Annotated in this window: 25 protein-coding genes, 1 tRNA gene and 3 pseudogenes; 12 read left to right on the top strand and 17 right to left on the bottom strand. The window is 65.2% G+C overall.

Annotated features, from left to right (window positions below; translation table 11 throughout):
- Window positions 1-7: 7 nt before the first annotated feature.
- Window positions 8-1,348 (bottom strand): extracellular solute-binding protein, encoded by a 1,341-nt coding sequence (locus MVG78_RS20735; protein WP_247560647.1) that lies wholly within the window; start codon window positions 1,346-1,348, stop codon window positions 8-10.
- On the bottom strand, window positions 1,314-2,411 hold the full coding sequence (locus tag MVG78_RS20730) for a substrate-binding domain-containing protein (protein ID WP_247560645.1): 1,098 nt from the start codon (window positions 2,409-2,411) through the stop codon (window positions 1,314-1,316). Before MVG78_RS20730 ends, MVG78_RS20735 begins: the two co-directional genes overlap by 35 nt.
- Before the next feature lie 131 nt (window positions 2,412-2,542).
- On the opposite strand from MVG78_RS20730, the pseudogene MVG78_RS20725 reads away from it, so the two are divergent.
- Together MVG78_RS20725 and MVG78_RS20720 are read left to right on the top strand one after the other, a co-directional pair.
- A pseudogene (locus MVG78_RS20725) lies at window positions 2,543-2,713 on the top strand (alpha/beta hydrolase); the annotation flags it as partial.
- Between the two features lie 34 nt (window positions 2,714-2,747).
- A pseudogene (locus MVG78_RS20720) lies at window positions 2,748-2,960 on the top strand (AMP-binding protein); the annotation flags it as partial.
- 67 nt (window positions 2,961-3,027) lie between these two features.
- On the opposite strand, the gene MVG78_RS20715 reads toward MVG78_RS20720, so the two are convergent.
- The 8 genes from MVG78_RS20715 to MVG78_RS20680 all read right to left on the bottom strand — a co-directional run bounded on the left by MVG78_RS20715 (window position 3,028) and on the right by MVG78_RS20680 (window position 11,456).
- The gene (locus tag MVG78_RS20715) at window positions 3,028-3,504 is read right to left on the bottom strand and encodes a GlcG/HbpS family heme-binding protein (RefSeq protein ID WP_247560643.1); all 477 of its coding nucleotides are present in this window, start codon (window positions 3,502-3,504) and stop codon (window positions 3,028-3,030) included.
- A gap of 114 nt (window positions 3,505-3,618) precedes the next feature.
- Complete coding sequence (locus MVG78_RS20710) at window positions 3,619-5,139, bottom strand: MFS transporter (protein WP_247560641.1); 1,521 nt, start codon at window positions 5,137-5,139, stop codon at window positions 3,619-3,621.
- Window positions 5,139-5,270: a DUF2474 domain-containing protein gene (locus tag MVG78_RS20705; protein WP_247560639.1), complete on the bottom strand. Its 132-nt coding sequence runs from the start codon at window positions 5,268-5,270 to the stop codon at window positions 5,139-5,141. The genes MVG78_RS20710 and MVG78_RS20705 overlap by 1 nt, the downstream gene beginning before the upstream one ends.
- The gene (gene cydB, locus MVG78_RS20700) at window positions 5,270-6,277 is read right to left on the bottom strand and encodes a cytochrome d ubiquinol oxidase subunit II (RefSeq protein ID WP_247560637.1); all 1,008 of its coding nucleotides are present in this window, start codon (window positions 6,275-6,277) and stop codon (window positions 5,270-5,272) included. Before cydB ends, MVG78_RS20705 begins: the two co-directional genes overlap by 1 nt.
- A gap of 5 nt (window positions 6,278-6,282) precedes the next feature.
- Window positions 6,283-7,710 (bottom strand): cytochrome ubiquinol oxidase subunit I, encoded by a 1,428-nt coding sequence (locus tag MVG78_RS20695; RefSeq protein WP_247560635.1) that lies wholly within the window; start codon window positions 7,708-7,710, stop codon window positions 6,283-6,285.
- A gap of 25 nt (window positions 7,711-7,735) precedes the next feature.
- Window positions 7,736-8,170: a DUF983 domain-containing protein gene (locus MVG78_RS20690; RefSeq protein ID WP_247560633.1), complete on the bottom strand. Its 435-nt coding sequence runs from the start codon at window positions 8,168-8,170 to the stop codon at window positions 7,736-7,738.
- A 110-nt stretch (window positions 8,171-8,280) separates the two neighbouring features.
- Window positions 8,281-9,693, bottom strand: coding sequence for an aminotransferase-like domain-containing protein (locus tag MVG78_RS20685; RefSeq protein ID WP_247560631.1), 1,413 nt, complete (start codon window positions 9,691-9,693; stop codon window positions 8,281-8,283).
- A 254-nt stretch (window positions 9,694-9,947) separates the two neighbouring features.
- Window positions 9,948-11,456, bottom strand: coding sequence for an FAD-dependent oxidoreductase (locus MVG78_RS20680; RefSeq protein ID WP_247560629.1), 1,509 nt, complete (start codon window positions 11,454-11,456; stop codon window positions 9,948-9,950).
- A gap of 49 nt (window positions 11,457-11,505) precedes the next feature.
- Between MVG78_RS20680 and MVG78_RS20675 the strand changes: the two genes are divergently transcribed.
- Window positions 11,506-12,000, top strand: a complete 495-nt coding sequence (locus MVG78_RS20675) for a MarR family winged helix-turn-helix transcriptional regulator (RefSeq protein ID WP_247561153.1) — start codon at window positions 11,506-11,508, stop codon at window positions 11,998-12,000.
- Between the two features lie 283 nt (window positions 12,001-12,283).
- Here the strand turns inward: MVG78_RS20675 and MVG78_RS20670 are convergent, their stop codons facing one another.
- Both MVG78_RS20670 and MVG78_RS20665 read right to left on the bottom strand, forming a co-directional pair.
- Window positions 12,284-13,180, bottom strand: coding sequence for an Lnb N-terminal periplasmic domain-containing protein (locus MVG78_RS20670; RefSeq protein WP_247560628.1), 897 nt, complete (start codon window positions 13,178-13,180; stop codon window positions 12,284-12,286).
- A gap of 139 nt (window positions 13,181-13,319) precedes the next feature.
- Window positions 13,320-13,748: a hypothetical protein gene (locus tag MVG78_RS20665; RefSeq protein WP_247560626.1), complete on the bottom strand. Its 429-nt coding sequence runs from the start codon at window positions 13,746-13,748 to the stop codon at window positions 13,320-13,322.
- A gap of 570 nt (window positions 13,749-14,318) precedes the next feature.
- Here MVG78_RS20665 and MVG78_RS20660 point away from each other — a divergent pair.
- From MVG78_RS20660 to MVG78_RS20625, 8 genes and pseudogenes are all read left to right on the top strand, one after another.
- Window positions 14,319-14,413: transfer RNA gene (locus MVG78_RS20660), tRNA-Sec, on the top strand.
- 187 nt (window positions 14,414-14,600) lie between these two features.
- The gene (locus MVG78_RS20655) at window positions 14,601-14,972 is read left to right on the top strand and encodes a beta-propeller fold lactonase family protein (RefSeq protein WP_247560625.1); all 372 of its coding nucleotides are present in this window, start codon (window positions 14,601-14,603) and stop codon (window positions 14,970-14,972) included.
- 122 nt (window positions 14,973-15,094) lie between these two features.
- Window positions 15,095-15,664, top strand: a complete 570-nt coding sequence (locus MVG78_RS20650; RefSeq protein WP_247560624.1) for a carboxymuconolactone decarboxylase family protein — start codon at window positions 15,095-15,097, stop codon at window positions 15,662-15,664.
- Window positions 15,665-15,739: 75 nt separating this feature from the next.
- Window positions 15,740-16,744, top strand: a complete 1,005-nt coding sequence (locus MVG78_RS20645; RefSeq protein ID WP_247561151.1) for an acyl-CoA dehydrogenase family protein — start codon at window positions 15,740-15,742, stop codon at window positions 16,742-16,744.
- Between the two features lie 10 nt (window positions 16,745-16,754).
- Window positions 16,755-17,528, top strand: coding sequence for an ABC transporter ATP-binding protein (locus tag MVG78_RS20640; RefSeq protein WP_247561149.1), 774 nt, complete (start codon window positions 16,755-16,757; stop codon window positions 17,526-17,528).
- An 11-nt stretch (window positions 17,529-17,539) separates the two neighbouring features.
- Entirely contained in the window at window positions 17,540-18,727 is a 1,188-nt protein-coding gene (locus tag MVG78_RS20635) for an ABC transporter substrate-binding protein (protein ID WP_247560623.1), read from the top strand.
- Window positions 18,728-18,740: 13 nt separating this feature from the next.
- Window positions 18,741-19,556, top strand: coding sequence for an ABC transporter permease (locus MVG78_RS20630; RefSeq protein WP_428480832.1), 816 nt, complete (start codon window positions 18,741-18,743; stop codon window positions 19,554-19,556).
- Between the two features lie 106 nt (window positions 19,557-19,662).
- Window positions 19,663-20,677, top strand: a pseudogene (locus MVG78_RS20625) (DDE-type integrase/transposase/recombinase).
- A 55-nt stretch (window positions 20,678-20,732) separates the two neighbouring features.
- Here the strand turns inward: MVG78_RS20625 and MVG78_RS20620 are convergent.
- Genes MVG78_RS20620 through MVG78_RS20600 form a run of 5 tightly spaced genes read right to left on the bottom strand, consistent with a single transcriptional unit; the run spans window position 20,733 to window position 24,168 of the window.
- On the bottom strand, window positions 20,733-21,179 hold the full coding sequence (locus tag MVG78_RS20620) for a type II 3-dehydroquinate dehydratase (protein ID WP_247560621.1): 447 nt from the start codon (window positions 21,177-21,179) through the stop codon (window positions 20,733-20,735).
- A gap of 21 nt (window positions 21,180-21,200) precedes the next feature.
- On the bottom strand, window positions 21,201-21,950 hold the full coding sequence (locus tag MVG78_RS20615) for an amino acid ABC transporter ATP-binding protein (protein WP_247560620.1): 750 nt from the start codon (window positions 21,948-21,950) through the stop codon (window positions 21,201-21,203).
- Window positions 21,951-21,971: 21 nt separating this feature from the next.
- Window positions 21,972-22,796: a transporter substrate-binding domain-containing protein gene (locus MVG78_RS20610; protein WP_247560619.1), complete on the bottom strand. Its 825-nt coding sequence runs from the start codon at window positions 22,794-22,796 to the stop codon at window positions 21,972-21,974.
- A 25-nt stretch (window positions 22,797-22,821) separates the two neighbouring features.
- Window positions 22,822-23,469 (bottom strand): amino acid ABC transporter permease, encoded by a 648-nt coding sequence (locus MVG78_RS20605; protein WP_247561147.1) that lies wholly within the window; start codon window positions 23,467-23,469, stop codon window positions 22,822-22,824.
- A 27-nt stretch (window positions 23,470-23,496) separates the two neighbouring features.
- Window positions 23,497-24,168 carry an amino acid ABC transporter permease gene (locus tag MVG78_RS20600; protein WP_247560618.1) on the bottom strand — a complete coding sequence of 224 codons (672 nt, stop codon included), beginning with the start codon at window positions 24,166-24,168 and terminating at the stop codon, window positions 23,497-23,499.
- 163 nt (window positions 24,169-24,331) lie between these two features.
- Here MVG78_RS20600 and MVG78_RS20595 point away from each other — a divergent pair, with 163 nt between their 5' ends.
- Window positions 24,332-25,063 carry an SDR family NAD(P)-dependent oxidoreductase gene (locus tag MVG78_RS20595; protein WP_247560617.1) on the top strand — a complete coding sequence of 244 codons (732 nt, stop codon included), beginning with the start codon at window positions 24,332-24,334 and terminating at the stop codon, window positions 25,061-25,063.
- The last annotated feature ends 18 nt before the right edge of the window (window positions 25,064-25,081 follow it).

Below are 25,081 nucleotides of genomic sequence, written 5' to 3'. Positions count from 1 at the left end.
GATCTCCTCAACCGACCTGGCAGGCGCCCTCGGAGGGCGGGTCCGGGCGCCAGCAGGGCGCCCCGGTCTCGGTCATGATGCGCCGCATCGCCTCGGCCTGCCGGTCCAGCGCGGCGCGGGGCTTCTCGCCACGCAGCACCACGCGCTGGAAGGTATCCATAAAGACCTTGTCGAACTCGCCGCCCTTCTGGTCGAGGCCGACCGGCAGCAGGCTCACCAGCGCATCCGGCGCCGAGGACATTCTCGCGATGGCATCGGCGGCGAGCTTCAGCCCGGGTTCCAGATCCGCCGGCAGGTCCGCCTTCACCACCGGGAAGAAGGCCGTGGCGCGCAGGGTGGCGATCTGCACCTCCGGCCGGGTCAGGTAGTCGATCAGCTTCGCCGCGCCGGCCGGGTCCGGGGCACCGGCGGGGATGGAGAGCCCGGCGACCACCGGCATGAAGCCGCGCCCCTTCGGACCCGCCGGCGCGGGGAAGGCCACGAACTCGTCCGGCTTGCGGTTCAGGGCATCGATCAGGCGCGCGACATGGTCGAAGGCGATCCAGACCTCGCCGCTCAGCAGCGGTTCCTGCATGAAGCCGTAATTGGTCGAGTTGGGATGGACCGTCTTCCACAGCTCGCGGAACTGCGTCCACATCGCCTCCGCCGCCTCCGAGCGGAAGGTCGTCACCACGCCGCCGGTGAAGGAAGGGTAGAGATAGCCCTCGAAGAAGCGCGGCATCAGGCCGGTCGGGCCGGCCGGGAAGCCCAGCCGGCGCTGGCCTGTCTTCTCCTGGATCGCCGCCGCCCATTGGCCGAGCTGCTCGTAGCTCAGCGCATTGATGTCGGCGCCGGCCGGCAGGAAGGGCAGCGCCTGCCTGTGTGCCGCCATGAGATAGGTGGCCTGCATCCAGGGGATGTAGCGCTGCTGCTGGCCGCCGAGCTTGCCGGATTCCAGCATCGCCGCGTTGAAGCCGCGCTGGGACAGGCCCGCCAGCACATCGTCGAGCGGTGTCAGCGCGTCGGTGGAGAGCAGCGGCAGGAGCTCCCCATGCAGGCCGCCGATCAGGCTCGTGGTGTGACGGCCGCCCTGCTGTTCCGCGCGCACCCGGACGCCGAGTTGCGGTGGCTGCTCGGTGACGAAGTTCACGGGCTGGCCGAAGCCGGACAGGATCTTCTGCCGCATGGCCTGCGCCGCCTCGATCGGCCGCAACTGCGTGGACAGGAAGATCATCTCCTGGCCCTGTGCCTGGGCAGCGGCGCGCGGCAAGGCGGCGGCCAGCAGGCCCCCGAGGCCGAGCTGGCCCGCGGCGCGGCGGGTCAGGATGGCCGGATCAGTCTTCCAGCCGGGCTTTGGCGTCACGTCCATTGTCCTTTGCTCCTCCCTTTCGGCCTGATCCACCGCCGCGCGGCATGCGGCGCCCTGGTGAAGGGGCCGGACCGTCCGAAGCCCGTGCGATCAGCCGCGCCTCCAGAAGCTCCGCCATGCCGTCGGGCGAAGCGCCGCGCAGCAGGGACAGCAGCATCGCCACCATCCGTTCCGCGCTGTGGTCCACCATCGGCTCGAAGCTGGTCAGCGGTGGATCGGTGAAGGTGGCCACCGGCAGGTTGTCGTAGCCGATGACGGAGACATCCCGCCCGGCCCGCAGCCCCGATGCCGCGATCGCGTGCAGGGCGCCCACCGCCAGGCGGTCCGTGGCGCAGAGCACCGCGGTGGGCGGCGCCCTGCCCCGCAGCATCGCCTGCATCAGGCGGAAGCCGTTCTCCTCCGTCGCCTCGGCCTCGGCACGCGGTCCTGCCGCAAGGCCGGCCTCGGACAGGGCTTCCCGCCAGCCAGCCTCTCGGTGATGCGCGAAGCTGTAGGCGGCCGGCGCGTTGATCAGCCCGATGCAGCGGTGGCCGAAGGCCAGGAGGCGCCGGGCCGCCTGGCGAAAGGCGGCGGCCCCGTCGACATCGACCGAGGCGTGGGGGCGTGCCTCCGCCGTGCGGCCATGCACGACGAAGGGCAGGCCCCGGTCGAGCAGATAGGCGACGCGCGGGTCCTTTCGCCTCGTGCGGGCCAGGAGGAAGCCGTCGACGCGGCGGTTCTCCACCAACTGGTGGTAGAGGGCCATCTCCTCCGCACCGGGGCGTGCCGCGCCCACCAGGAGATCGAGCCCGGCGGCGGCCAGTCGCGGCCCGATCGTTCCCAGCAGGCGGAGGAAGAAGGCATCCTCCATCTGCCCCGGGCCGGTGGGCAGGACCACCGCCACGGCGTCGCTGACGCCGCCTCTCAGCCGGCGGGCGGAGACATTGGGGCGATAGCCGATCCGTTCGGCTTCCGCCTGGACCCGGCGGCGGGTCGCCTCGGCAACATCGCTATAGCCGCCCAGGGCCCGGGACACGGTGGTCACGGACAGTCGCAAGGTGCTGGCGATGCGGGCGAGCGACATGGGCTGCGGACGTTTGTTCCTCTTGGCCGGAACGCTGATCCGAAACGTTTTGGGGGTCAAGCCGTAATTTCATACGCCCGTCGCCCTATCCTGCTTCCAGTACTGCCTCCACGGCCCGCTCGGAAACTAAGGCACGCTCTGGCTACAAGTACATGCGGGAGGGCGACATCCGCTGCGACCGGGTGCTACTCGCCATGGTGGAGGAGGTGGGAGCGAAGTACGGCGGCCGCTGGGACCGCTTCGCCTTGTTCGGCTTCTCCGGCGGTGGGCACTTCACCCGCCGCTTCGCTATTCTGCATCCGCCACCGGCTGACCTGGGGCAGCACGCAGGCCCTGATGGTGTTCGAGGGCCGGCCCCACACCTGCGACGATATGGCGGTCATGGTTTCCGCCTGCTGCGCTGCGCTCGAGAAACAGGGGCTGCGCCGGGGTGACCGGGTGGCGGTGACGCTGGGCAACTCGCCCGAGCACGTGGCGCGGGTCTATGCGTTGGTCATGTCCGGGCTGGTCTGGATCCCGATCAACACCAAGTTGCGCGCGGACGGCTTGTCCTACATCCTGGATCACGCCAGGCCCGCCCTCCTGGTCACCGAGGAGGCATTCTTCCGCCTCAAACTCAACGGGGTATCGCTGCGCGGCCCACCTCGGCGATGGCGACATCATGTTGCGGCAAGTCAGCGGAGACACCGATCGCGCCAACGACCTGTCCATCCACGATCAGCGGCATGCCACCGGCCATCATCACGAAACCCGATGTGATCGCCGCCGGGCGCTGGCCATTGATTGCGTCCTCGAAGGCACTGGTGGGCCGGCGGAACATGGCGGCCGTTCTTGCCTTGCCTGCGGCGATCTCGGCGGCGGCAGGCCCCGCGCCGTCCATGCGATCCAGGGTCAGCAATGCGCCCCCTGCGTCGGTGATCGCGATGGCAGCCGGCCAGCCTTGCTTTCGGGCTTCGGCTTCCGCAGCCGAGAGGACCGATCGGGCAGCCTCAAGGTTGAGCACGGGTTGGCGCGGCAGATCGGCGGCATCGGCCGTCCGACAGGCAACCAGCGGCAGGACGGCCAGGGCGGCAAGCACGTAAGGACGGAACATGCGTGATTCTCCTGAAGGGAAAGTCCATTCCATGGCGAGGTGACAATGTCCTCGGTCATGGCCGTCGCTACGGAAATGGCGACATGGCCAAGGAAGTGGTTTGCAGATCGGCGGCTACTTCGCCTTTCGCATGAGAATGTGGACAGCGAACGACGAAGCCAGCGCGACGGCCGCGGCGACCATCATCGCCGCAGAAAATCCTGCCGCGAAAGCATGCCTTGCCTGCGCCATGGCGATCTCCTGCACGGGTTCCGCCAACCGGGCGACCGCGCTCGACAAATCCCCGGCCACGACGGCATCGGCAAAATCACCCGTGTGACCATATGGCGCCGCCGAGCCCGTGGGATTCAGGTGGCGGCGAGCGACGGTCGCCAGCACACCGTTCAGGGTCGCGAAACCCAGGAGAATTCCGGAGAACCTTGCCGTCGTGCTGATGCCGGAGGCCATGCCTGCGCGGCCGTGGGGCACGACACTCATGATGGCCTTCTGTGTCTCGCCATTCAGCAATCCGCCTCCACTCCCTATGACGAGCATGCCGGTCATGATGGCCGGCCATGCACCGGTATGTGCTCCCCAGCTTGTCACCGCGTTTCCGATGCCGACCAGGACCAGACCGAGGGTGAGAATACCGGGAGAAGCGAGATGGCGCCCAAGAAATCGGCCGACATGGGGGAACACCAGCATCGTCAGGGCGAAGGGAAGCATACTGAATCCAGCCTCCAGCGCGGATCTCCCCAAGCCGTTCTGGAAGAACAGCGGCAGTATCGACGCCATGACCTGCGCACAGGCGGCATAGGCGAACATCGCCCATACGGCACCCACGAAACGCGGATCCAGGAAGAGCTGAAGGTCGAGCATCGGGCGAAGCTGAGTGCGCTCCACGATCACGAAGGCACAGAATGCCAGTCCGCCCCCGATGAAGCCGGACATGGCGCTCACGGAGATCCAGCCATGGGACTGGCCCGTGATGAGCCCCCAGGTTACCCCGAACATGGATGCGGCAAAGAGCAGGATTCCGAGCGGATCGATCCGCCTGGCATCGGCATCCCGTGAATCGGCCACGAGGACGAAGGTGGCCAGGCCGAGAAGCGCGCAGATCGGCACATTGACATGGAACGCCCAGCGCCAGCCGAGGACATGCGCAATCAAGCCCCCGATGACCGGCGAAAGGACCATGGTCATCCCCATGATCGTGCCCCAGATGGCCCAGGCGCGGTTCCGGTCGGCCTCACCATGGAAACTGTGCCCGATGATGGCCAGGGCCGGGGCCAGCAGGAAGGCCGCGCCAGCGCCCTGAAGAGCCCGCGCGAGATACAGGGCCCTCGGGGATGGAGCGATGCCGCACAACAGCGAGGTGATGGCGAAGATGCCGATGCCGACCAGGAACACGCGCCGCCGCCCGAAGCGATCGGCCACCGCGCCGGCCGGCAGCAACAGGGATGCGAAGCACAACACATAGGTGCTGATCACCCATTCGATCTCGGCGAAACTCGCGCCCAGATCCCTCGCGACCGATGGCAGAACGACCGCCACGACGTTGGTGTCGAGCACCGTCATCGCGCAGCCTATGGAGGCGGTCAGCAGAACAGCAATCGGGCTGGTGCTTCGCTGCGTCATTACCGGCTCGATCTCCATCAGGGCGTCAGCCCCGCCAGGCGCATGAGCAGCCGGAAGGCCATCGCCACCACACCCAGGGCCAGGACGCTCCCGGACCAGATCAGCACGAGCCATCCCAGTTGACGGAACCACAAGGAGGTGGAGGCCATCAGTGATACCGCTCCCCGGCCCGCACCTTTCCACGAAACACGTAATAGGACCACGCCGTGTAGGCCAGGATCACCGGGATGATCAGGAGGGCGCCGACGAGCGCGAAGCCCATGGATTGCGGCGGAGCCGCGGCCTGCCAGATGGAAATGCCGTGAGGGATGATGTTGGGCCACAGGCTGATGGCCAGCCCGCTATAGCCCAGGAACAACAGGAACAACACGGCCAGGAACGGCCCGGCATGGCTTCCCTGCCGCAGTAGGCGCCGGATCAGCCAGCCCGTCAGCAGGACCAGGGCCGGCACGGGCAGGAAGAAGACGATATCGGGCAGCGTGAACCAGCGTGCCCTGATCGATGGCTGCGCGATGGGGGTCCAGAGGCTGACCACGAGGATGAAGACCAGCAGCAGCAAGGTAATGGGCTGCGCCAGAGCCGTCATGCGGGACTGCAACGCGCCTTCGGTCTTCATCACCAGCCATGTGCTGCCGAGCAGGGCATAGGCCACGAGCAGGCCAATACCAGTGAGGACGCTGAATGGCGTCAGCCAGTCCATCACGCCGCCGGAATACTCGTTCCCGGCCATGGCGAAGCCGTCGATGAAGGCGCCGAGCGCCACGCCCTGGCAGAAGGTGGCAAGGTAGGAGCCGGCGGTGAAAGCCTTGTCCCAGAAGGGGCGGTGCGCCTCGTCCGCCTTGAAGCGGAACTCGAAGGCCACACCGCGCCAGATCAATCCGACCAGCATCAGGGCCAGCGGCAGGTAGAGCGCGCTGAGCAGGGTCGCGTAGGCCATCGGGAATGCCGCGAAGAGGCCGGCGCCGCCCAGCACCAGCCAGGTCTCGTTGCCATCCCATACCGGCGCCACGGTGTTGACCATTGTGTCGCGATCCGTCCGGTCCCGCACGAGGGGAAAGAGGATGCCGATCCCCAGGTCGAACCCATCCATCACGACATACATCATCAGGCCGAACGCGATGATGACGGCCCAGATCAGCGGCAGGTCGATGCCCATCGCCCCTACTCCCCACCCGCCAGCGCGGGATCGATACTGTCCGGCGCGGCCGAGAGCGGCCGTGATGGACGCAGGCTCTGGCCTTCGCCATGGTCGGTTCCGGCCGCCTCCTCATGCGGATGGGGGCCTCTGCCGATCAACTTCAACATGTAGCTGACACCGGTGCCGAAGACCGCCATGTACATGACGACGAACAGGATCAGCGTGACGGACAGCGTCAGGGCTGAATGGCTGGAAACGGCATGTGCCGTGCGCATCACCCCATAGACGACCCATGGCTGACGGCCGATCTCGGTCGTGAACCATCCGGCCAGGATGGCGACCAGTCCCGATGGCCCCATCAGCACCGCGAGGCGCAGCATGGGCCTGCTGGTGTAGAGCCGCCCACGCCAGCGTGCCAAGGCCGCCCAGAGCCCCAGAAGGAGCATGAGCAGGCCGAGGCCGACCATGACGCGGAAGCTCCAGAACACGACGGTGGAGTTCGGACGGTCCTCCGGAGCGAATTCCTTGAGGCCCTGGAACTGTCCGTTCCAGCTATGCGTCAGGATGAGCCCGCCAAGGCGTGGGATTTCCACAGCGTAGCGCGTGGTTTCGGCCGACATGTCCGGCAGGCCGAACAGGATCAGCGGAACGCCGGCACCCGGCTCGTTCTCCCAGTGTCCCTCGATGGCGGCGATCTTGGCGGGCTGATGCTCGACCGTGTTCAGGCCATGCAGGTCGCCCACCACGATCTGCAAGGGCGCCACCACGAGCAGCATCCCCATCGCCATCGACAGCATCTTGCGCACCGCAGGCGTGTCGTTGCCCCGCAGCAGGTGCCAGGCGCCGGATGCGCCGACGAAGAGGGCCGTCGAGAGGAAGGCGCCGATCGTCATATGCGCCAGCCGGTAGGGAAAGGAGGGATTGAAGACGATCTTCAGCCAATCGACCGGAATCACGCGCCCATCGGCGATCTCGAAACCCTGCGGGGTCTGCATCCAGCTGTTGGAAGCCAGGATCCAGGTGGCCGAGATCAACGTGCCCAGCGCGACCATGGCAGTGGCGAAGACGTGCAGCCCCGGGCCGACACGGTTCCAGCCGAACAGCATGACTCCGAGAAAGCCGGCCTCCAGAAAGAAGGCAGTCAGCACCTCATAGGCCAGCAGCGGTCCGGTGATGCTGCCGGCGAAGGCGGAGAAGTGGCTCCAGTTCGTCCCGAACTGGTAGGCCATGACGAGGCCGGAAACGACACCCATGGCGAAGTTCACGGCGAAGATCTTGGACCAGAAGTGGTAGAGATCCCGATAGACGGGCTTCCGCTGCCACAGCCACATCCCTTCCAGCACCAGCAGGTAGCTGGCCAGTCCGATCGTGATCGCCGGGAAGATGATGTGGAACGACACGGTGAAGCCGAACTGGATCCGGGCCAGTATCAGCGCATCCAAGCCAAGCATGAGAATCTCCGCTGCCCGGTGAGGGTCAGATCGGGCGCTGGTCGGCGCCTTCGTGCGCGGCAGCGAACCGCTCCACCGGCGCGGCCATGTGGAAGCGCGCTTCCTCGGCCTTGAAGAAGAACTGGCTGGCGACCAGCCAGCCTTTCAGGGGGCGGAGGGGCGGGATGCAGGTCAGCAGCATGAACGGCAGTGTCGTGACGAGGTGGACCCAGCCGGGCGGTGCGAAGCGGGCCTCGATCCAGAGCGCCAGGACGACGCTGGGAATGCAGGCGAAGCAGATGACGAAGAAAGCCGGTCCATCCGCCGGGTCCGCGTAGGAGTAGTCCAGGCCGCACACTTCGCACTGGGACCGCAGCTTGAGGAAGCCGCTGAACAGGTGCCCCTGGCCACAACGCGGACAGCGGCCTTTCAGGCCGGTACGTACAGGGGGGAGAGGCGGCCACTCCGGGTCGGATGACATCGCGCATTCCTTTGGATGGCATTGCCGGGCAATGCCTGCATGCAATTTCGATGTGTATGTATATATGTGCCCATTCGTGTCAAGTTGTATGCATTCAATAAGAGTGAAATTCATACAACGAGGGAGGACATGGCAGGCGCCTCGGCCAGAAGGTCGGCCACGAGCCGCAATGCATCGCGCAGGCCCTGCCTGTCCCTCGCGGTGCCGAGCGCGATGCGGACCGCCTCGGGCGGCGCCGAGACAGCGAAGGCATCACTGCCGACAATGCCGATATCCGCCGGCCGCAGGCGCGCGATGAACTCGCCCCGGGTCCACTCCCCGGGCATGCGCAACCACAGGTGGAAGGCCGCGGGATTGGCTGTGAGGAGCTCCACCGGCAACGTCTCCGTGGCGATCGCGTGCCGCGCGGCGGTTTCCCGCCTGATGCTGGTGACGATCCCGGCGGCCATGCCGCTGCCGATCCAATGCGTTGCCAGGGCCGCGGTCAGCGGCGAGGCCATCCCCGTCGTCGCCCGTACGGCCGCGGCGAGCCGTGATCGCTGGCGGGGTTCGGCCACGGCGAGATAGGCGATCCGCAGGGCGGGCGAGACGGGCTTGGCCAGGCCGGAGACATGGAAGACGATCTCCGGCGCCAGGGCCGCCAGGGGCGGCGGCCCATCGGGTGCCAGGGCACCATAGGCGTCGTCCTCGATGATGGGCACGCCATGTCGGCGGGCGATGTCCACCAGCGCCTCGCGCCTTTCCAGTGGCAGGGTTGCCGTGGTGGGATTGTGCAAGGTCGGGGTGCAGTACAGCGCCTTGGGGCGATGGTTCCGGCAGGCCTCCTCGAAGGCATCGGGCAGCAGGCCATCGCCATCCATGGCCACCGGGGCGAGCCGCAGCCGCAGATGGGCCGCCAGGCTGCGGAAGCCCGGATAGGTCAGCGCCTCGCAGCACACCAGGTCGCCGGGTTCGCACAACACGCTCAGCAAAGCGAGCAGGGCCCCTTGCGCACCTGCGCAGACCAGCACCCGCTCGGCAGGCACGGCCAGACGCCCCCGCAGCCAGTCAGCCCCTGCCTGACGGTCCGCCGGGCTGCCCCCGACCTGTTGATAGCGAAGCAGGAGATCCAGGTCCAAGCCCGCGGCGAAGGCAAGGATATCGTGCCGTAGACCGTCCTGCAGGCCTTGTTCCCCCGGCAAGGGCGGCGCGTTCATCCGAAGATCGACGGAAGGGGCCGCCTGCCGGGGCTCGGCCTCCATCCCGGCCGGCCGGGTGGCGCGATGGAGGCGCACGAAGGTGCCCTGGCCCACCCGCCCCTCCACCAGGCCGCGCCGGGCCGCCTCGGCATAGGCGCGTGTCACGGTGGTGAAGTCGATGCCCAGTCTCTCGGCGAGCAGTCGCTGGGGCGGCAGGCGAACACCTTCCGCGATGCGCCCGGCCCGGATGTCCGCATCCAGGGCATCCGCGATGGACCGGTACAGGGGCCCTGCGGACCGATCGATGGCGGGCGTCCAGGTCAGATCGTCAATGGAGCGGGACACGCCTGAACCTCATTCACCTACAATATGGTATTGTAGCTCTTGATTGTATGCATTCAAAGAGGTTGCAGCCCCATTGCACCTCCACTGAAATCGATCTGAATACGAATCTATTTCAAACCGTCAGGCTTACGCCGGTGCCGGATGCGGCATTCATTGCGGTCAGATCCCGGTTTACCATCTCCGGTTCGATCGTATTTCCCAGCTCGTCCAGGTTGTGCAGCACCGCCTGGAAGGCGCAACCCGTGATTTCGGGCTCAAGCCTCGCGCACGTGGAGCCGCAGAGCGGCGAGATAGTCGGTAAGCCGCGCGGCATCGGCGGCGGAAACACGCGCGCCGACGTAGCCGTCCGGCCGGACCAGGAGCATGTCTCCCTCGGCGAGGGCATAGGCGGAAGCCAGGTGGCCGTCCGGATCGTGGAACTCACCACCGGGACCAACGCGGTGGATGCGCATCCTGGGGCTGGCCGGCGGCAGGGGCGCGGTGTCGCTGTGCACGAGCAAGGTCCAGTGCGGGCCCCGGAACAGGTCGAAGAGGCGACGTGGCTGCCCGCCCGCGCCACGCAAGGGAGCATCCGGGGCGCGGTCACCGGCCTGCGGCCCGGCCTTGCCGCCGGAGAAGTCCGGCAGCGACAGAGGCGATCCAGTGTAGCCGAGGTCGAGTTGGTGCACTTCCCGCCCACGATGCATGGACCCCTGCTTCGCCGCCTGCAGCAGGGAGGTGGAAAGACCGAGAACCGACGCGGCGATGGGGCGGCGCTCCGCCTCGTAGCTGTCCAGCAGGGTGTCCGGCGCGCCCTCGAGAACCGCACCGAGCTTCCATCCAAGATTGTAGGCGTCCTGCACGGAGGTGTTCAGCCCCTGCCCCCCGGTGGGCGGGTGCACGTGAGCAGCATCGCCCATCAGGAGAACGCGGCCGCGGCGGTAGCTGTGGGCCAGACGGGAGCTCATGCTGTAGGCAGAGGCCCAGGCAACGCCGTGGACGCGCAGGCCGCGATCCGGCACCCGGGCGTCGAGGAAGGCCTGGACGCCGGCCGTGGACAGGTCAGGGTCGCCCTCCTGCGCGATCGGGGCCTGCAACTGGAACAGGTCGGTGCCCGGGAGTGGACAGAGCAGAACCTGTGAGCCCCGGTCATCGGCGTTGAAGCGGTGCCAAGCGTCGCGTGAAAGGCCGCCCAGCACCAGGTCCGCCACCACGGCGCGCACGCCCAGGGTTTCGCCCGGGAAGCCGATGCCGAGGAGGCGGCGGACGGTCGAACGGCCACCGTCCCCGCCCACGAGGTAGCGGCAGCAGGTCGTTTCCGGGCCGTTCGGACCGGCGATGCGGACCGAGACCCTGTCCGCACTCTGCTCGAAGCCGAGGAGTTCGCAGCCGTATTCGGGAGCGATGCCGAACTCGGCGAGGCGCTCCCGCAGGATTGCCTCGGTGCGGAACTGCGGGACCATCAGGGTCGAGCGGTAGGGCTCCGCTGCCGTGGACGCTGTGACCGGGATCTCCTGGACTTCCTCGGCACTGCCATCGGCGCGGTAGCGGCGCGTCGGCGGATATGAGCCACCGGCAGCGGCAAGGCGGTCGATCAGGCCGAGATCCTCGAAGACTTCCTGCGTGCGCGGCTGGATGCCCTTGCCACGGGAACCGGCAAAGGGTGCCCCCAGCTTGTCGATCAGGCGGAAACGGACGCCACGCCGGGCCAGGTCGATGGCCAGTGTGAGGCCCGCGGCGCCAGCGCCGCAGATAAGGACGTCGATCGGGAATTGATCTTCCATGTCCGCCGCTTTCATGTGCATTATACATATGATGAAGCAGGAAGCGGAGTTGTCAACGAACAAAGTGCATAATGCACATATAAGCGCGTTATTGCCGGCACTGCATCGGTCTCTCATCGACATCGTGGGGGTGATGAACCAGCCGGAGCGGGATGCCGCCTTGCTGGAAGCGGCCGGCCTGTCGCTGGAACGGGCGCTGTTCCCGCTGCTGGTGCTGGTGGAGCGGCTGGGACCGATCGGGGTGGTGGAGCTCGCGGGCCGGGTGGGCCGCGACTACACGACCGTGAGCCGGCAGGTGGCGCGGCTGGAAGAGCTGGGCCTGGTAAGCCGCCGGGCCAGCACCGCGGACAGGCGGGTGCGGGAGGCGGTCATCACCCCCGAAGGCAAGGTTGCCACGGACGCCGTGGATGCCGCCCGCGAGCGCATGGCCCAGGCGATGTTCCGGGACTGGGAACGCGACGACTTCAACGAGCTGGTCAGGCTGCTGAGGATGCTGGCCGACGGCATGAACGAGGCCCCCATCATCGTGGAGCAGCCCGACTGAGAGGTGGCATCGTGCAGCGTGAGAAGCGGTGCCGGCTCGGGGGATCTTGTTCAGGCTGGCGCGCCTGATCCCGGTCGGAGCCTGCCTTTCGCCCGGCCAGTGCATCAAGGTAGAGCCCCGTTTTGAGCGGGCCAGTTGCTTCGTGATGTGCCTTGTTGCTGCAACATCGATCATCAGCTGGTCAACCTGGCCTTTTCGCTCCGTGAGCCCCGCAGGGAGGCCGTTGGAAACTGCCGATGCGGCCCCATCGGATGGACCGGTTGTCCTTGAGCAAAGCTCCATTTCACAAAACAGGCTGTCGTATATGGGCTGAAAAATCCGGATCGATGGGAGCCGCCGGTGCACGTCGAATCAGGCTTCTCCGGTGCAGAACGCTGAACGGCACGTCGTTGTCCAGCAACCCCAGGTCATACGCGTATTCCGCCGCATGACCGCTGGCCAGAATCTTCCAACTGTAGGAAATCGCCGGAGCAACCTCATTCGCGCGGGCCAGGATGTTGGTCGTGCAATTGTTTGTCATCGTGTTGTAGAATTCGGGCTGCTTCTCCAGCCTTTCCATGCGTTCGAGATAGCTTTCGAAAAACCGCCGCCTATTTTCGGGGCTGAGCCGGACGGGATAGAGATAGACGCGTTCGCGCCTGATATCCGTGCGCAGACCCATAAGGTCACGTTCATCACCTGCCACATAGATGAGTTCATACTGCCGGAAAAACCCTGCAACAGTGGAGTAGGTCTGATATTTCCTGCGCCGTGTCTCGATGGAAACAGCAAGATGCCTTCCATCACGAAAACCAAAGCTGACAAAGACATGGGCAATGTTGTCTCCTGCCCAGTATGACGTCACCAGATCCAGGCTTGATAATTCATCAAGGGGATAGGTCGCATCATAGTAAGACGCGTCGAAATCTTCTTCCGAACGATACCGGAAATTTCGGATATCATGGATGGTCACATACTGTCCGGCCCGCTCTATAACCGGAACGCGGGCATAGTCCGGAGCCCAGTTGGCCTCGTTGGTTGCTGGAATCCGCAACCACCACCCGACAAGCAGCACAATGGCAAGAAAACCGAGAGGCCTGTATCGGACCCAGTATATCGAAACAGTCACCAAGGTGGTGAAGAGTGCCGCCAGAGCAATGCGTAGCGCGGTCACTCCAGGGGCGTCCATGATCAATGCCATGGTACCCCAAGCCATGAAGACCACCAGACCTCCGACGATCAGGCTGTTTCCGAAGCGTTGCGTAGGACTGCTCCTCTCCGTCTGTCGGCCGGCATGGGGTAAAAGGCGGCCGGTCGCCCTCTCCTGAAGAGGCCAGAACCTATCGGCAGGCAGCGCCTGTGCAGCTTTTCATCAGGTGCAGAAGCAGGATACGGCGAACTTCATTGATGGTCCGGGAATCGCCCTGAGTCGAATGTGGAGAGTGCTCTACGATGAATTCGGAAGCAACGCCTTCGATATGAGCACTAGCGTAAGCCACAACCCCATCCGTCCGCCCCTCCAACGGTCCATCGCCAAGTGTTGGAATGATCGAATGAGCATGTATGCCCTGCGCGATCTGCTCTTTGACTAGGCCGCGTATCAACGGGTTCCCCAGTGTCATGCCATAGACGCTGCCCAGGCGCATGGTTCCGCGATCGAGGCTGAAAGCCGAAGCGTTGTTGGTCAGGATGTCGGCACTCAGCGAGACGATGGCGCCGGGTAGCGTCACCAGCCGCCCGGCCAGATGCGCTATCGACCAGCCTGACACATAGCTTCCCCTTTGTGGTGTGGAAATGAAAACGATATGCCTGACCTGTGGCAGCGACTTCGGGAGTCGACCGGCTCAACCGTAATCAGTGCGGCACAGGCCGCGACAAGCAGGACAAGGACAGCCAGGATCCCATGCGAGTTCCTAGTGTCCTGATCGCGAAGTTCCTCCGATCTGCTGGGATCGGGGGCAGAAGCGCTGGATGGCGGCGGGAATGCCGTCGGCGGATTTGGTCCAGCGGAAGGGCTGGGGGCTGGCGTTATGGGCCAGGCAGCTCGGGGGCGATCTACATTCGCCGGAAACGGATGGCGGAGATGCGGCCGTTCCGCAGCGGCGGAGGTGGATGCATTCTGCGACGCGCTGGCGGAGATCGCCGGCGACACGCACTGACCTCTTGGCCAGGCGTGAACTTCACTGTTGCGCACAGGCAGAGGCAGGGCAACGGCGGTTCGCCTTCGTGAACCGGCGTTCGAAGTCTGTGACAATCGGAGTGAACCAATTGGTTTTACGGAATATCCCCTTGAGGCGGCGATTTGACTCAGGCCGCGATGCGGCGCTACGCAGGATCCCGGAAGAGCAACGTCCCCGGTGGGGCGCCCGGACTTCAAATCCGGTGGGAGGCGGCTTGCTGTCTCCGGTGGGTTCGACTCCTTCCTCTTCCGCCAATCCTGCCGCCGAATGGAACAGCTCAGCTCGATCTCCGGCTAATGTCTGGCTTCAGTAGCGCATCCGCGACAAGCCGGAGAGTGGTCCCCGGCAGCGTCAGTTCCTCCTATCCCCTACCGTCACCTCGCCCGACATGCTCAGTTTTGGTTGCGTCGCCGAACATCGACATTGCCTAGCCCAGCACCAGTGGAACGGCCGAAGGATCCGGTCCGGCAGATCCTCTATGTCGTCCACGAGGCGCTGACACTCCCCGGCCACCATCTCAGTGGCGGTGACCAAGTCATCGCCTATCGCGTCGACCTCAAGACCGGCTCACTCACCGAGATCTCGCGCCAGCCAAGCTTCGGTACCCTTCCCGCCTTCTCCGCCCTCGACACCCAGCGCGAGTTCCTGCTCCTCGCCAACCACACCGGCCATACCCCCGTCACCCGCAGCGAACGCGATGCGGATGTCTCCGGCGAGGCCGATCAGATGCCAACTCCCCATCTTGAAGAAGCTCGCTGTTGGCGCAGCATCTTATGCACGATTTTATATAGTGATATCACATTAATAACTTGATTCGTAGGTGAATTTCTTATATCTGCTTGATCGCTGCCGGGCTGCGCCAGGTCGCCGCTCCGCTCCCCCACGCTGCCCTGAACGCGCCGAGGTAGCGAGAACACGAACAGGAACGCTTCAGCATGGCCCGTCTCCCCCTCCGCACACCTGAGGATGCTCCCGAGGAAGCCCGCGACCGCCTCCTCGCTGCCCAGAAGAACAACGGTTTCCTGCCGAACCTCGTCCGCCTGCTGGCCAATGCGCCGACAGCGCTGGAGACTTATCAGGTCGTTTCCGGCATCAACGCCCGTGCGGGTCTGACCCTTGCCGAGCGCGAGGCGGTGCAGATCACCGCCGCTGCCACCCATGGCTGCGGCTTCTGCGTGGCCGGCCACACGGCCATCGCTACGAAGAAAGCGGGGCTGGACAGCCAGACGGTGGAGGCGTTGCGAGGAGTGGAAGCCCCGGCCGACCCGCGTCTGGCCGCCGTGGCCGCCTTCACCTCCGCCGTGATCGCCTCCCGTGGGGCCGTCTCCGATGCCGATCTCACCACCTTCAAGGCGGCGGGTTTCACCGATGCGAGTGCGCTGGAGGTGGTGCTGGGCGTCTCCCTCGCTACGCTCTGCAACTTCGCGAACAACCTTGGCCAGCCCGAGTTGAACCCGGAACTGGCGCAGTTCCGCTGGGACGGTCCGGCCAGGCAGGCGGCCTGAGCAGCCGTGACCACCTCCGCTGATCCCGTACTGCGCGCCTGGCTGGACCAATCGGCCACCGGGCTGGACCAGGGCATGGCAGATCCGGCTGTGCTGCTCCCGCGGCTGGCGGATGCCGGATTGTTCCGAGCGGGTTTGCCCCAGGCGCTAGGTGGAACCGGGGGAGACGTGACGGATGCGGTGGAGGCCATTGCCGCCGTATCCGAGCGCTCTCTGGCTGCGGGCTTCGTGGCCTGGGGGCACCGCACCTTCATCGAGTACCTGTTGCAGAGCCAGAACGAGGTGTTGCGCGACCGTCTTCTGCCCGCACTCCTGGCCGGGGAGGTGGCGGGCGCCACGGGCATGTCGAACGCCATGAAGGCGCTCTCCGGGCTGGAGGAGATCAGCATCACGGCGCGGCCGGACGGCGCGGGGCACGTGCTGGATGGCCACCTGCCCTGGGTGACGAACCTGCGGGCACAGGGCTTCCATATCGCGGCAGCCGTGGCGCCCGAGGGCGGCGAGCCCTTCTGCGTCGCGCTGCCAAGCGACGCGCCCGGACTGGAACGGTCGGCCGACCTGGACCTGATGGCGATGCGTGCTACTTCCACCGCCGCCATCCGCATCAAGGACGTGCGGGTCGGACCCAAACACCTTCTGCACGGCTCTGCAAAGTTCTGGCTGCCGCGGGTACGGCCGGCCTTCCTCGGGCTGCAATGCGGTATGTCCATCGGCCTCGCCCGCCGGGCCCTGGCGGAGGCGGGCGCCTGCAGCGGCGGCGCGCGCCATGTGCTGCACGAGCCCGTGGCCGCACTGGCATCCGCTCTATCGGTGCAGGAACACGCTCTGCGCGAGGGCCTGCGGGACGGCCGTTTCGTCGCGGATGCCCCCGCCCTCTTCCGAATCCGCATCGCCCTGGCGGAGATCGTGGCGGAGGCCACGGGGCTGGAACTGCAGGCCTCCGGCGGGCGCGCCTACCTCACCGCTCCCGGCGAGGGCTTCGCACGACGCTGGCGCGAGGCGGCCTTCATCCCGGTCATCACACCCAGCCTCGTGCAGCTTCGCGCGGCTCTCGCCGGGCAAGCCGCGCGTGCTGCCTGACAGCGGGGGCATGGGCGAGGCCGCCTCACTGCGGGCAGAGAGCCTCGCTCTCCGCTATCCCGGCGCGGAACAGCCGGTACTCGCCGGGCTCGACCTGGAGCTGCACCCGGGCGAGATCGTGGCCGTGTTGGGACCGAGCGGGGTGGGAAAGTCCAGCCTGCTGCGCGTGCTGGCCGGACTGGAGCGTCCGAGCGATGGGCGCGTGTTGGTGCATGGCGCACCGCTGACGGGCGTGCACCCGCGCGTCGCCATTGCCTTCCAGGACCCTTCCCTCCTGCCGTGGCTTTCGCTGGAGCAGAACGTCGCCTTCGGATTGGACTTCCGCCATCAGCCGCGGCTATCCATCGAGACGCGCCGCGCACGGGTGGATGCCGCCATCGCGGCGGTAGGGCTCGAGCATGCGCGCCGCCGTCCGCCCTCCGCCCTTTCCGGTGGCATGGCGCAGCGCACTGCCCTGGCGCGGTGCCTGGCACGGGAGCCGGAGGTGCTGCTGCTGGACGAACCCTTCGGCGCGCTGGACGAGGTGACACGGGAGGAGATGCAGCGCCTGCTCCTGCGCCTCGTCTCCCGGTTCCGCACGGCTACCCTTCTTATTACCCATGACATCGACGAGGCCCTGCTGCTGGCCGACCGCCTGCTCCTGCTGGGTGGCGTCCCCGCCGGGGTCATCGGCGAGTGGCGCATCGACCTGCTCCGCCCGCGTGACGAGATGGTGGCGGAGCTGGGCGCCTTCCGCGTCGAGATCCTTCAGACCCTGCGCGCCGCTATCCGGCAGCGCCATTGACGAGGTTCGTCATGCCGACCGAGATCTTCTCCCGCCGCGATGCCATGCGCCTCGCCAGCCTGTTCACGGCGGCGAGCGCCGCGCCGCTGCTGCGATCCGGCGCCGCCCGGGCGCAAACCCCGGACGCGCCGCTGCGGATCGGCTACCTGCCCATTACCGATGCCACGCCGCTGCTGGTGGCGCACAACAACGGGCTCTTCGAGGCCGAGGGCATCCGGGCGGAGAAGCCCACCCTCCTCCGTTCCTGGGCGCAGGTGATCGAAGCCTTCCTCGCCGGGCAGGTGGACGTGGTGCATGTCCTCTCCCCCATGGCAGTCTGGGCACGCTTCGGCAGTAAGGCGCCGGTGAAGGTGGTAGCCTGGAACCACATGGACGGCTCCGCCTTGACGGTGGCGCCGGAGATCAACGCCGTGGCCGAGCTCGGTGGCAAGACGGTGGCCGTGCCCTTCTGGTACTCCATCCACAACGTGGTGCTGGGAATGCTGTTGCGCGAGGCGGGGCTGACGCCCGTGACGCGCCGCAGCGGGGCGCTCGCGCCGAACGAGGTGAACCTCGTCATCATGGCGCCCGCCGACATGGTCCCGGCGCTCGCATCCAAGCGCATCGCGGGCTACATCGTGGCCGAGCCCTTCAACGCCGCCGCCGAGATGCAGGGCGTTGGCAGGGTCCTACGCTTCACCGGCGATGTCTGGCGCGACCATGCCTGCTGCCTGGTGCTGATGAATGAGCGCGACCTGCAGGGCCGTCCGGAGTGGTCGCAGAAGGTGGTGAACGCCATCGTCAAGGCGCAGGTCTGGACCCGCGATCACCACGCGGAGACGGCCCAGCTCCTCTCGCGAGATGGCACCAACAAGTACACCCCGCACCCGCTGCCCGTGCTGCAGAAGGTCCTCTCCCCGTCGGCGTCCGACCGGGCGACCTATCTGGCCTCCGGCGCCATCCGCCATGCGGATTGGAGCAACCGCCGCATCGACTTCCAGCCCTATCCTTTCCCCTCCTATACGGAGGAGTTGGTGCGCCGCCTGAAGGAAACGCTGATGGAAGGCGACCGCGCCTTCCTGGAGGCGCTGGATCCGGCCGTTGCAGCACGGGAACTGGTGGACGACCGCTTCGTGCGTCAGGCCATCGGGGCGGTAGGTGGGCCTTCGGCTTTCGGCATCGCCGATGGCTGGGCTCGCGCCGAGACGATCGCGGTCTAGGCGGTCCATACGAATGTCCGAGCAGTTGGCCGTTCGAGACAGCCTTCGCCCTAGCCTCCGGCCGTCACGGCCCTGGACGGTGCGAGGGCCCGGGCGGCTCGTCCTCGGGCTGGCCGGCATCACCGTAATCCTGGCGGCTTGGTGGGCAGGGACGGATCTGCTGGCACCCGAGGGCAGCATGGCGCGCCGCTTCGCACCTGGCAGATCCCTGGCCAGCCTCGCAAAGCTGCTGACCCAGCCGGACCTGGCTTTGCATGTCGCGGCCAGCCTGCGACGCGTGCTGGCCGGCCTCGGATTGGGGCTGCTGGTCGGCGTGCCGCTGGGAATCGCGGTGGGCAGCCTGCGTGTGCTGGAAGCGGCGACCTCCCCGGCCTTCCAGTTTCTGCGGATGATCTCCCCGCTCTCCTGGATGCCGCTGGCGGTGATGGTCTTCGGCGTGGGCGATCAGCCAATCCTTTTCCTCCTCGCCTTCGCCGCGGTCTGGCCCATCATGCTGAACACCGCAGCCGGGGTGCGTGCGCTTGACCCACGCTGGCTCCAGCTCTCGCGCAGCCTCGCCGCCACACGATGGGAGACGTTGTGGCACGTGGTGCTACCAGGGATCCTCGGCCCGATGCTGACGGGTGTGCGGCTGGCCATCGGCATCCTGTGGATCGTCCTGGTCCCTTGCGAGATGCTCGGCGTTTCCGCCGGGCTTGGCTACATGATCCTCGATGCACGGGACCGCCTGGCCTATTCGGAACTGATGGCGGTGGTGCTGCTCATCGGTCTGCTCGGCTTCCTGCTGGATGCGGCGGCGCAGGTGCTGCACCGGTTGCGCGGCGGCTAGGTGTCTGGTCGCAGAACATTGTTGGGACCCGGTGTGCTTAGCCATCGTAGACTATGCCTACTGCTTCGAGCGCCTGAAGGGCGCCGTGCCGGGAAGGAGATGAGCCATGCTCCAGATCCACCCCAATGCCCGCACTACCCCCGCCGTCCGGGCTGAGATCGCCCGCTCCACCGAGCCCTCGGGCGTGCTGGCCCGCCGCTTCGGGGTGAGCAGCGAGACCGTCCGCAAGTGGCGCAAGCGAGGTCCTGAAGATTGCCTGGACCACTCGGCCCGACCTCACAAGCTGCCCTGGAAAGCGACTGATGAGGAGCGCGCCGTGGTGTGCGCCGTGCGTCGGGCCACCAACTTTTCCCTCGATGACCTCACCTTCGTGGTGACCCACTTCCTGCCGCATCTCAACCGCGACAGCGTCTGGCGCATCCTGAAGGCCGATGGGCTCAGCCGCAGACGCCCTCCCGCGTCGGGGCGGCCTGTCCGGGGCAAGGGCACCTTCGGGGATTACGACCTCGGCTTTGTCCACATCGATATCAAGCACCTGCCCAAGCTGCAGACCGCCAACGGCGAGCGCCGCAAGCGCTACCTCTACGTCGCCATCGACCGCCGGTCCCGCTCCGTCCACCTGGCCGTCAAGGATGACGAGACCGAGCGCAGCGCCATCGCCTTCTTGCGCGAGGCAGCCAAGGCCTTCCCGTTCCGCCTCACCCACGTGCTGACCGACAACGGCAGCTGCTTTACACCAGCCTTCGCCCGCGTCTGCGCCGAACTCGGCGCCGAGTATCGTCACACGCGGCCCTACTCGCCGCAGACGAATGGCATGGTGGAGCGGTTCAACGGACGGGTCGGCAGCGAGGTGCTGGGTATCACCATCTGGTCCCACGCCCAACTCGAGCAGCTGCTCCAGGGCTTCAACGCCGCCTACAATGCCCGCCGCCAGCGCGTTCTCGACGGCAAGACACCCGACCAGGTCGTCAAGGAACGCCTCCGGGCGCGACGAAAGCTCGCCCGCCCCAAACCCGAGACACCTGAAGGACGTGCCGGACCAGAGGACATCGCTCGCGCACGCACGCCTCATCGCCGAACATGCCAAGGACGTCTCACAACCAGACATTTCGCGATCCTGACGACCTCATCGCCTTCTCTTGAGACGGGATGGCCTGCCATAGATGGATATCTGGTCTAAGCTTCCTCATCACAGAGATAATGCATGGCATCGACTGCCATCTCGTAACCATAGGCGCCGAAGCCAACCACGAGGCCGGTGACCACGGCACTCATCAGGGACTTATGGTAGACAGGTTCCCGCTTATGCACGTTACTGATGTGGAGTTCGATCTTCGGGCCGCTGAACATCTTCAGGGCGTCCATGAGCGCAACAGAGGTGAAGGTGTAACCTGCGGGATTGATGATGATGCCGGCCGCTATTTCCCGCGCCTCATGCACACTTTCAATCAGGGCTCCCTCATAGTTGCTCTGACGGAATTCGATCGTTTCACCCAGAGCCTCGGCACGGGCGGCACATCTTTCACGGATCATGTCCAGAGTGTCGTAGCCATAGATCTCGGGCTCACGCTGGCCGAGGAGATTCAGGTTCGGGCCGTTCAGAATAAAGATGGGCTTTAGCATTCCCTGCTCCTGCTCACTGCCTCAATGGTTGAGAATCTGCCCCAGGAAAGTACGTGTACGGTGATGCTTCGGTGAGGAGAAAAACTCCTCCGGCGGGCCCTCTTCAACAATTTCTCCATCCGCCATGAACACCACGCGATCGGCGACGGCACGCGCAAATCCCATCTCATGGGTGACGCAAACCATCGTCACGCCCTCGCTGGCAAGGTCCGTCATCGTGTCGAGAACCTCCTTGACCATCTCGGGATCGAGAGCCGAGGTCGGTTCGTCGAACAACATGATACGGGGCTGCATGCAAAGGGCCCGTGCAATAGCCACACGCTGCTGCTGCCCACCGGAGAGCTGAGCCGGGTACTTCTCCGCCTGCTTGCCGATCTGCACGCGGTCGAGCAGGCGCTGTGCCACCACCCGAGCCTCCCCAGCCGAAAGCCCCCGAACCCGCATCGGAGCCAACATGCAATTTTGAAGCACCGTCATATGTGGGAAGAGGTTGAACTGCTGAAACACCATGCCGACGTCACGGCGCACCTGTTCGACATTGTGCCGGCCACCCCCCAGATCCACCCCATCCACCACGATCCGACCGGACTGGATGGTCTCAAGACGGTTGATGCAACGGACGAGCGTCGATTTCCCTGAACCGGAGGGGCCGCACAGCACGACACGCTCACCGGTCCCAACGGTAAAATCGATATCCCGAAGAGCGTGATAAGTGCCGTAGTGCTTGTTGACCTTCTCCATGATGATGGCGGTCTGCGGCTCGATCGACATGGTGTTCATTTCACTCCAGCTTCATGCGCTGAACGGAACACCCTCGATCTGCGTCGGGAAGACCGGAAGCTTCTGACCGATCCACTGCTGGCTGATCTTCTCCAACTCCTCATTCGCCTTGATCTCATCGATGAAGGCATTGAGCCAGTCCACGAGCTCCTTCTGTCCTGGCTTAACCGCGATACCCATCCATTGCTCGTTGAAAACGAGCTTCTGCTCGAAGTTGTTGTTGGGAAAAATCTTGTTGATGTTGATCATGTATGTCGTGTTGGCACCAATGGCGTCCACCTGGCCGGTGATGAGCGCCTGAATGGCCGCGGAATCGTCATCGAAGCGACGGATGTCGGCATTCTTCAGCGCAGCCGAAATCGCCGTGTCCTGAGCCGAGCCGCGTGTGACCCCGATGCGCAGACCCGAGGCATCCTCGATCTTCTCGATCTTCTGGTCCTTCTTCGCCAGAAGTATGATCTTCAGCCCGGCGTAAGGCTTGGTAAACTGCACGACCTTCGCGCGATCCGGATACATGCCCATGGTGGCGAGAAGCATGTCCACCTTCCCCGTCATGACCTGTGCGATACGCGCCGCAACCGTCATGCCGACGAACTCGACCGGAACACCGAGCTTCTTGCCGATAAGCTTTCCGACATCGACATCATATCCAGCCGGCTGCCCACTGGCATCAAGAAAGCCCCATGGCGGTAGCTCCGAGAGCACACCGATCCCCAGGCTGCCGCGCTTCCTGATGTCATCCGGGGTCAGCGCGAAAGCCGGACGCGCCACCATCAGACCCGTGGCGGTCAAGGCGAAGGCACCCACAAGATGGCGCCGGTTCAAATGAAGGGTCATTGGTTTCCTCCCAGTTGCTTTTTCATTATCTCGCCGGGGTCAGCCGGCGCTCCATCGCCCTGCCAAGCCGCGAAAGGGGCCAACAGGCGGCGAAGTAGATCAGGCCGACGATCGCGTAGATCAGCAACGGCCGATAGGTGATGTTGGACAAGATCTGCCCAGTCCTTGCCAGTTCCGTGAAGCCCACGATGGCTGCCAGCGAGGTCCCTTTGATGAGCTGCACCAGGAAGCCGATCGTCGCCGGGATCGAGATCTTCAGCGCCTGCGGGAGGATGATATAGCGGAGGCGATCTGAATAACGCAGGCTGAGCGCAACAGCCGCTTCGGTCTGGCCCCCTGGGATCGCCTGAATGCATCCACGCCAGATCTCACCGAGGAAGGCGCTGGCATGGAGCATGAAGGCGATCGAGACGGCAAGCCAGGGATCGATGGAAAAGTTGAGCAGGGCCACGCCGTAATACACGATGAAAAGCTGTAGAAGCAACGGTGTGCCCCTGAAGACCTCGATGAAACCAGCGGCAAGTGTTTCCAACCAACGCAGGCCGGAGCTCCGACAAAGGGCGATGATCAGGCCGCCCACCGCTCCGGTGACGAACCCTATGCCCGACAATGCCAGCGTCCAGAGGAGCCCTCTGAAAAGCAACTCGAACTGTGCAGGACCGAGTGAGTTGATCACCGGCAACCTCCCATTGATCGGCGTTCAGCGACTGGTGGGATAGGAGAAGCTGAGACGGCCGATCACTGCGAAGACCTTTGACAGAAAGACCGACATCACCAGGTACAGCCCCGCAATCACGAAATAGACTTCGAAGCTTCGGAAGGTCGTCGCTTCGATCTCTGCACCGACGTGAGTGAGCTCACGTGCGGTTATGGACGACGCGATGCTGGAGGTCAGCATGAGGAAAATGAACTGGCTGGTGAGCGCGGGATAGATCGTCCGCAGTGCCGGCTTCAGGATGATATGGCGAAAGATCTGGAAGGGCCGCATACCAAGTGCCTTCCCGGCCTCGACCTGGCCCTTCGGTAAGGCATCCACGCCGGACCGGATGATCTCGATCGCATAAGCCGCCCCGTTAAGGCCAAGCGCGAGAACGGCGGCGATGTTCGGGTCGAGACGGATGCCGATTGTGGGAAGACCGAAGAACAGGAAGAATATCTGCACGAGGAAGGGCGTATTGCGGACGATCTCCACAAAGGTCTGGATGATGGCCGTGCTGACGCGTTCTCGCATCTGCAGCACGAACACCGCCAGAATTGCGATGGCCAAGGTGATGGGAACGGCCAGCGCCGTGAGCTGGAGCGTCAGAAAGCAGCCCCAGAAGAGCTCTCGCCATTGATCGATGACAACAGCGAAGTCGAAGCTGTATTCCAAGCTTCCTCCCGATTTTCCCTGGGCCGTTTGCGGCATTGCCATGAGACGCTGGACGAACGTCTGCCATGCTGTTAACCGACTGGTTGGTTGACGTCAAGTTTTTGATTAGTATCGGACGCGTCGTTTACTGCAACGCAGCAAGAACAATAAAGGAAGCCAGAAGATGGAAGCCTCGCGGCAAGTCTCGGTTGTGACAGGTGGCAGTGGCGGTCTCGGGTTGGCTATCGCGCGCCATCTGGCGAAACGCGGTGACAGGGTTGTCCTGTGGGATGTGGATCAGCGCGTCGCCAGGCAGGCGGAAGAGTTCGAAGAAGGCCTCGGCCTGGTCGTGGATGTGACGGATCAGGCCTCTGTCACACGGGGCTTCGAAGAGACGCTCGGAAGGACCTCCGACATCACCAACCTGATCAACTCGGCTGGCATCACCGGGCCGAATTTCCCGGTGGCCGAGTACAGCCTCGACGACTGGCGGCGTGTGATGGCCATCAATCTGGATGGCACATTCCTGTGCTGCAAGGCAGTGGCTCCCCATATGGTGGAGGCAGGCTATGGCCGTATCGTCAACATCGCTTCGATCTCCGGGAAGGAAGGCAACGCCTATGGAGGCGCCTATTCCGCGTCGAAGGCCGGTGTCATCGCGCTGACCAAGTCCCTTGGCAAGGAACTCGCCCTGACCGAAGTTCGTGTGAACTGCATCGCGCCGGCCATGATCGAGACCGAGCTTCTTCAGCAGATGACGGAACAGTATATCGCCGCCATGAAAGGGAAGATCCCCATGGGCCGCCTCGGCCGTCCGGAGGAAGCCGCATCACTGGTCGGATGGCTTGCCTCGTCAGCCTGCTCCTTCTCGACCGGTGCGGTGTTCGATCTCTCAGGCGGCCGTGCGACCTATTAGGCACAGTGATGCAGATGC

Source organism: Roseomonas gilardii subsp. gilardii (assembly GCF_023078375.1).
GTDB lineage: Bacteria > Pseudomonadota > Alphaproteobacteria > Acetobacterales > Acetobacteraceae > Roseomonas > Roseomonas gilardii.
This window is presented reverse-complemented; position numbering and strand designations above follow the sequence as displayed.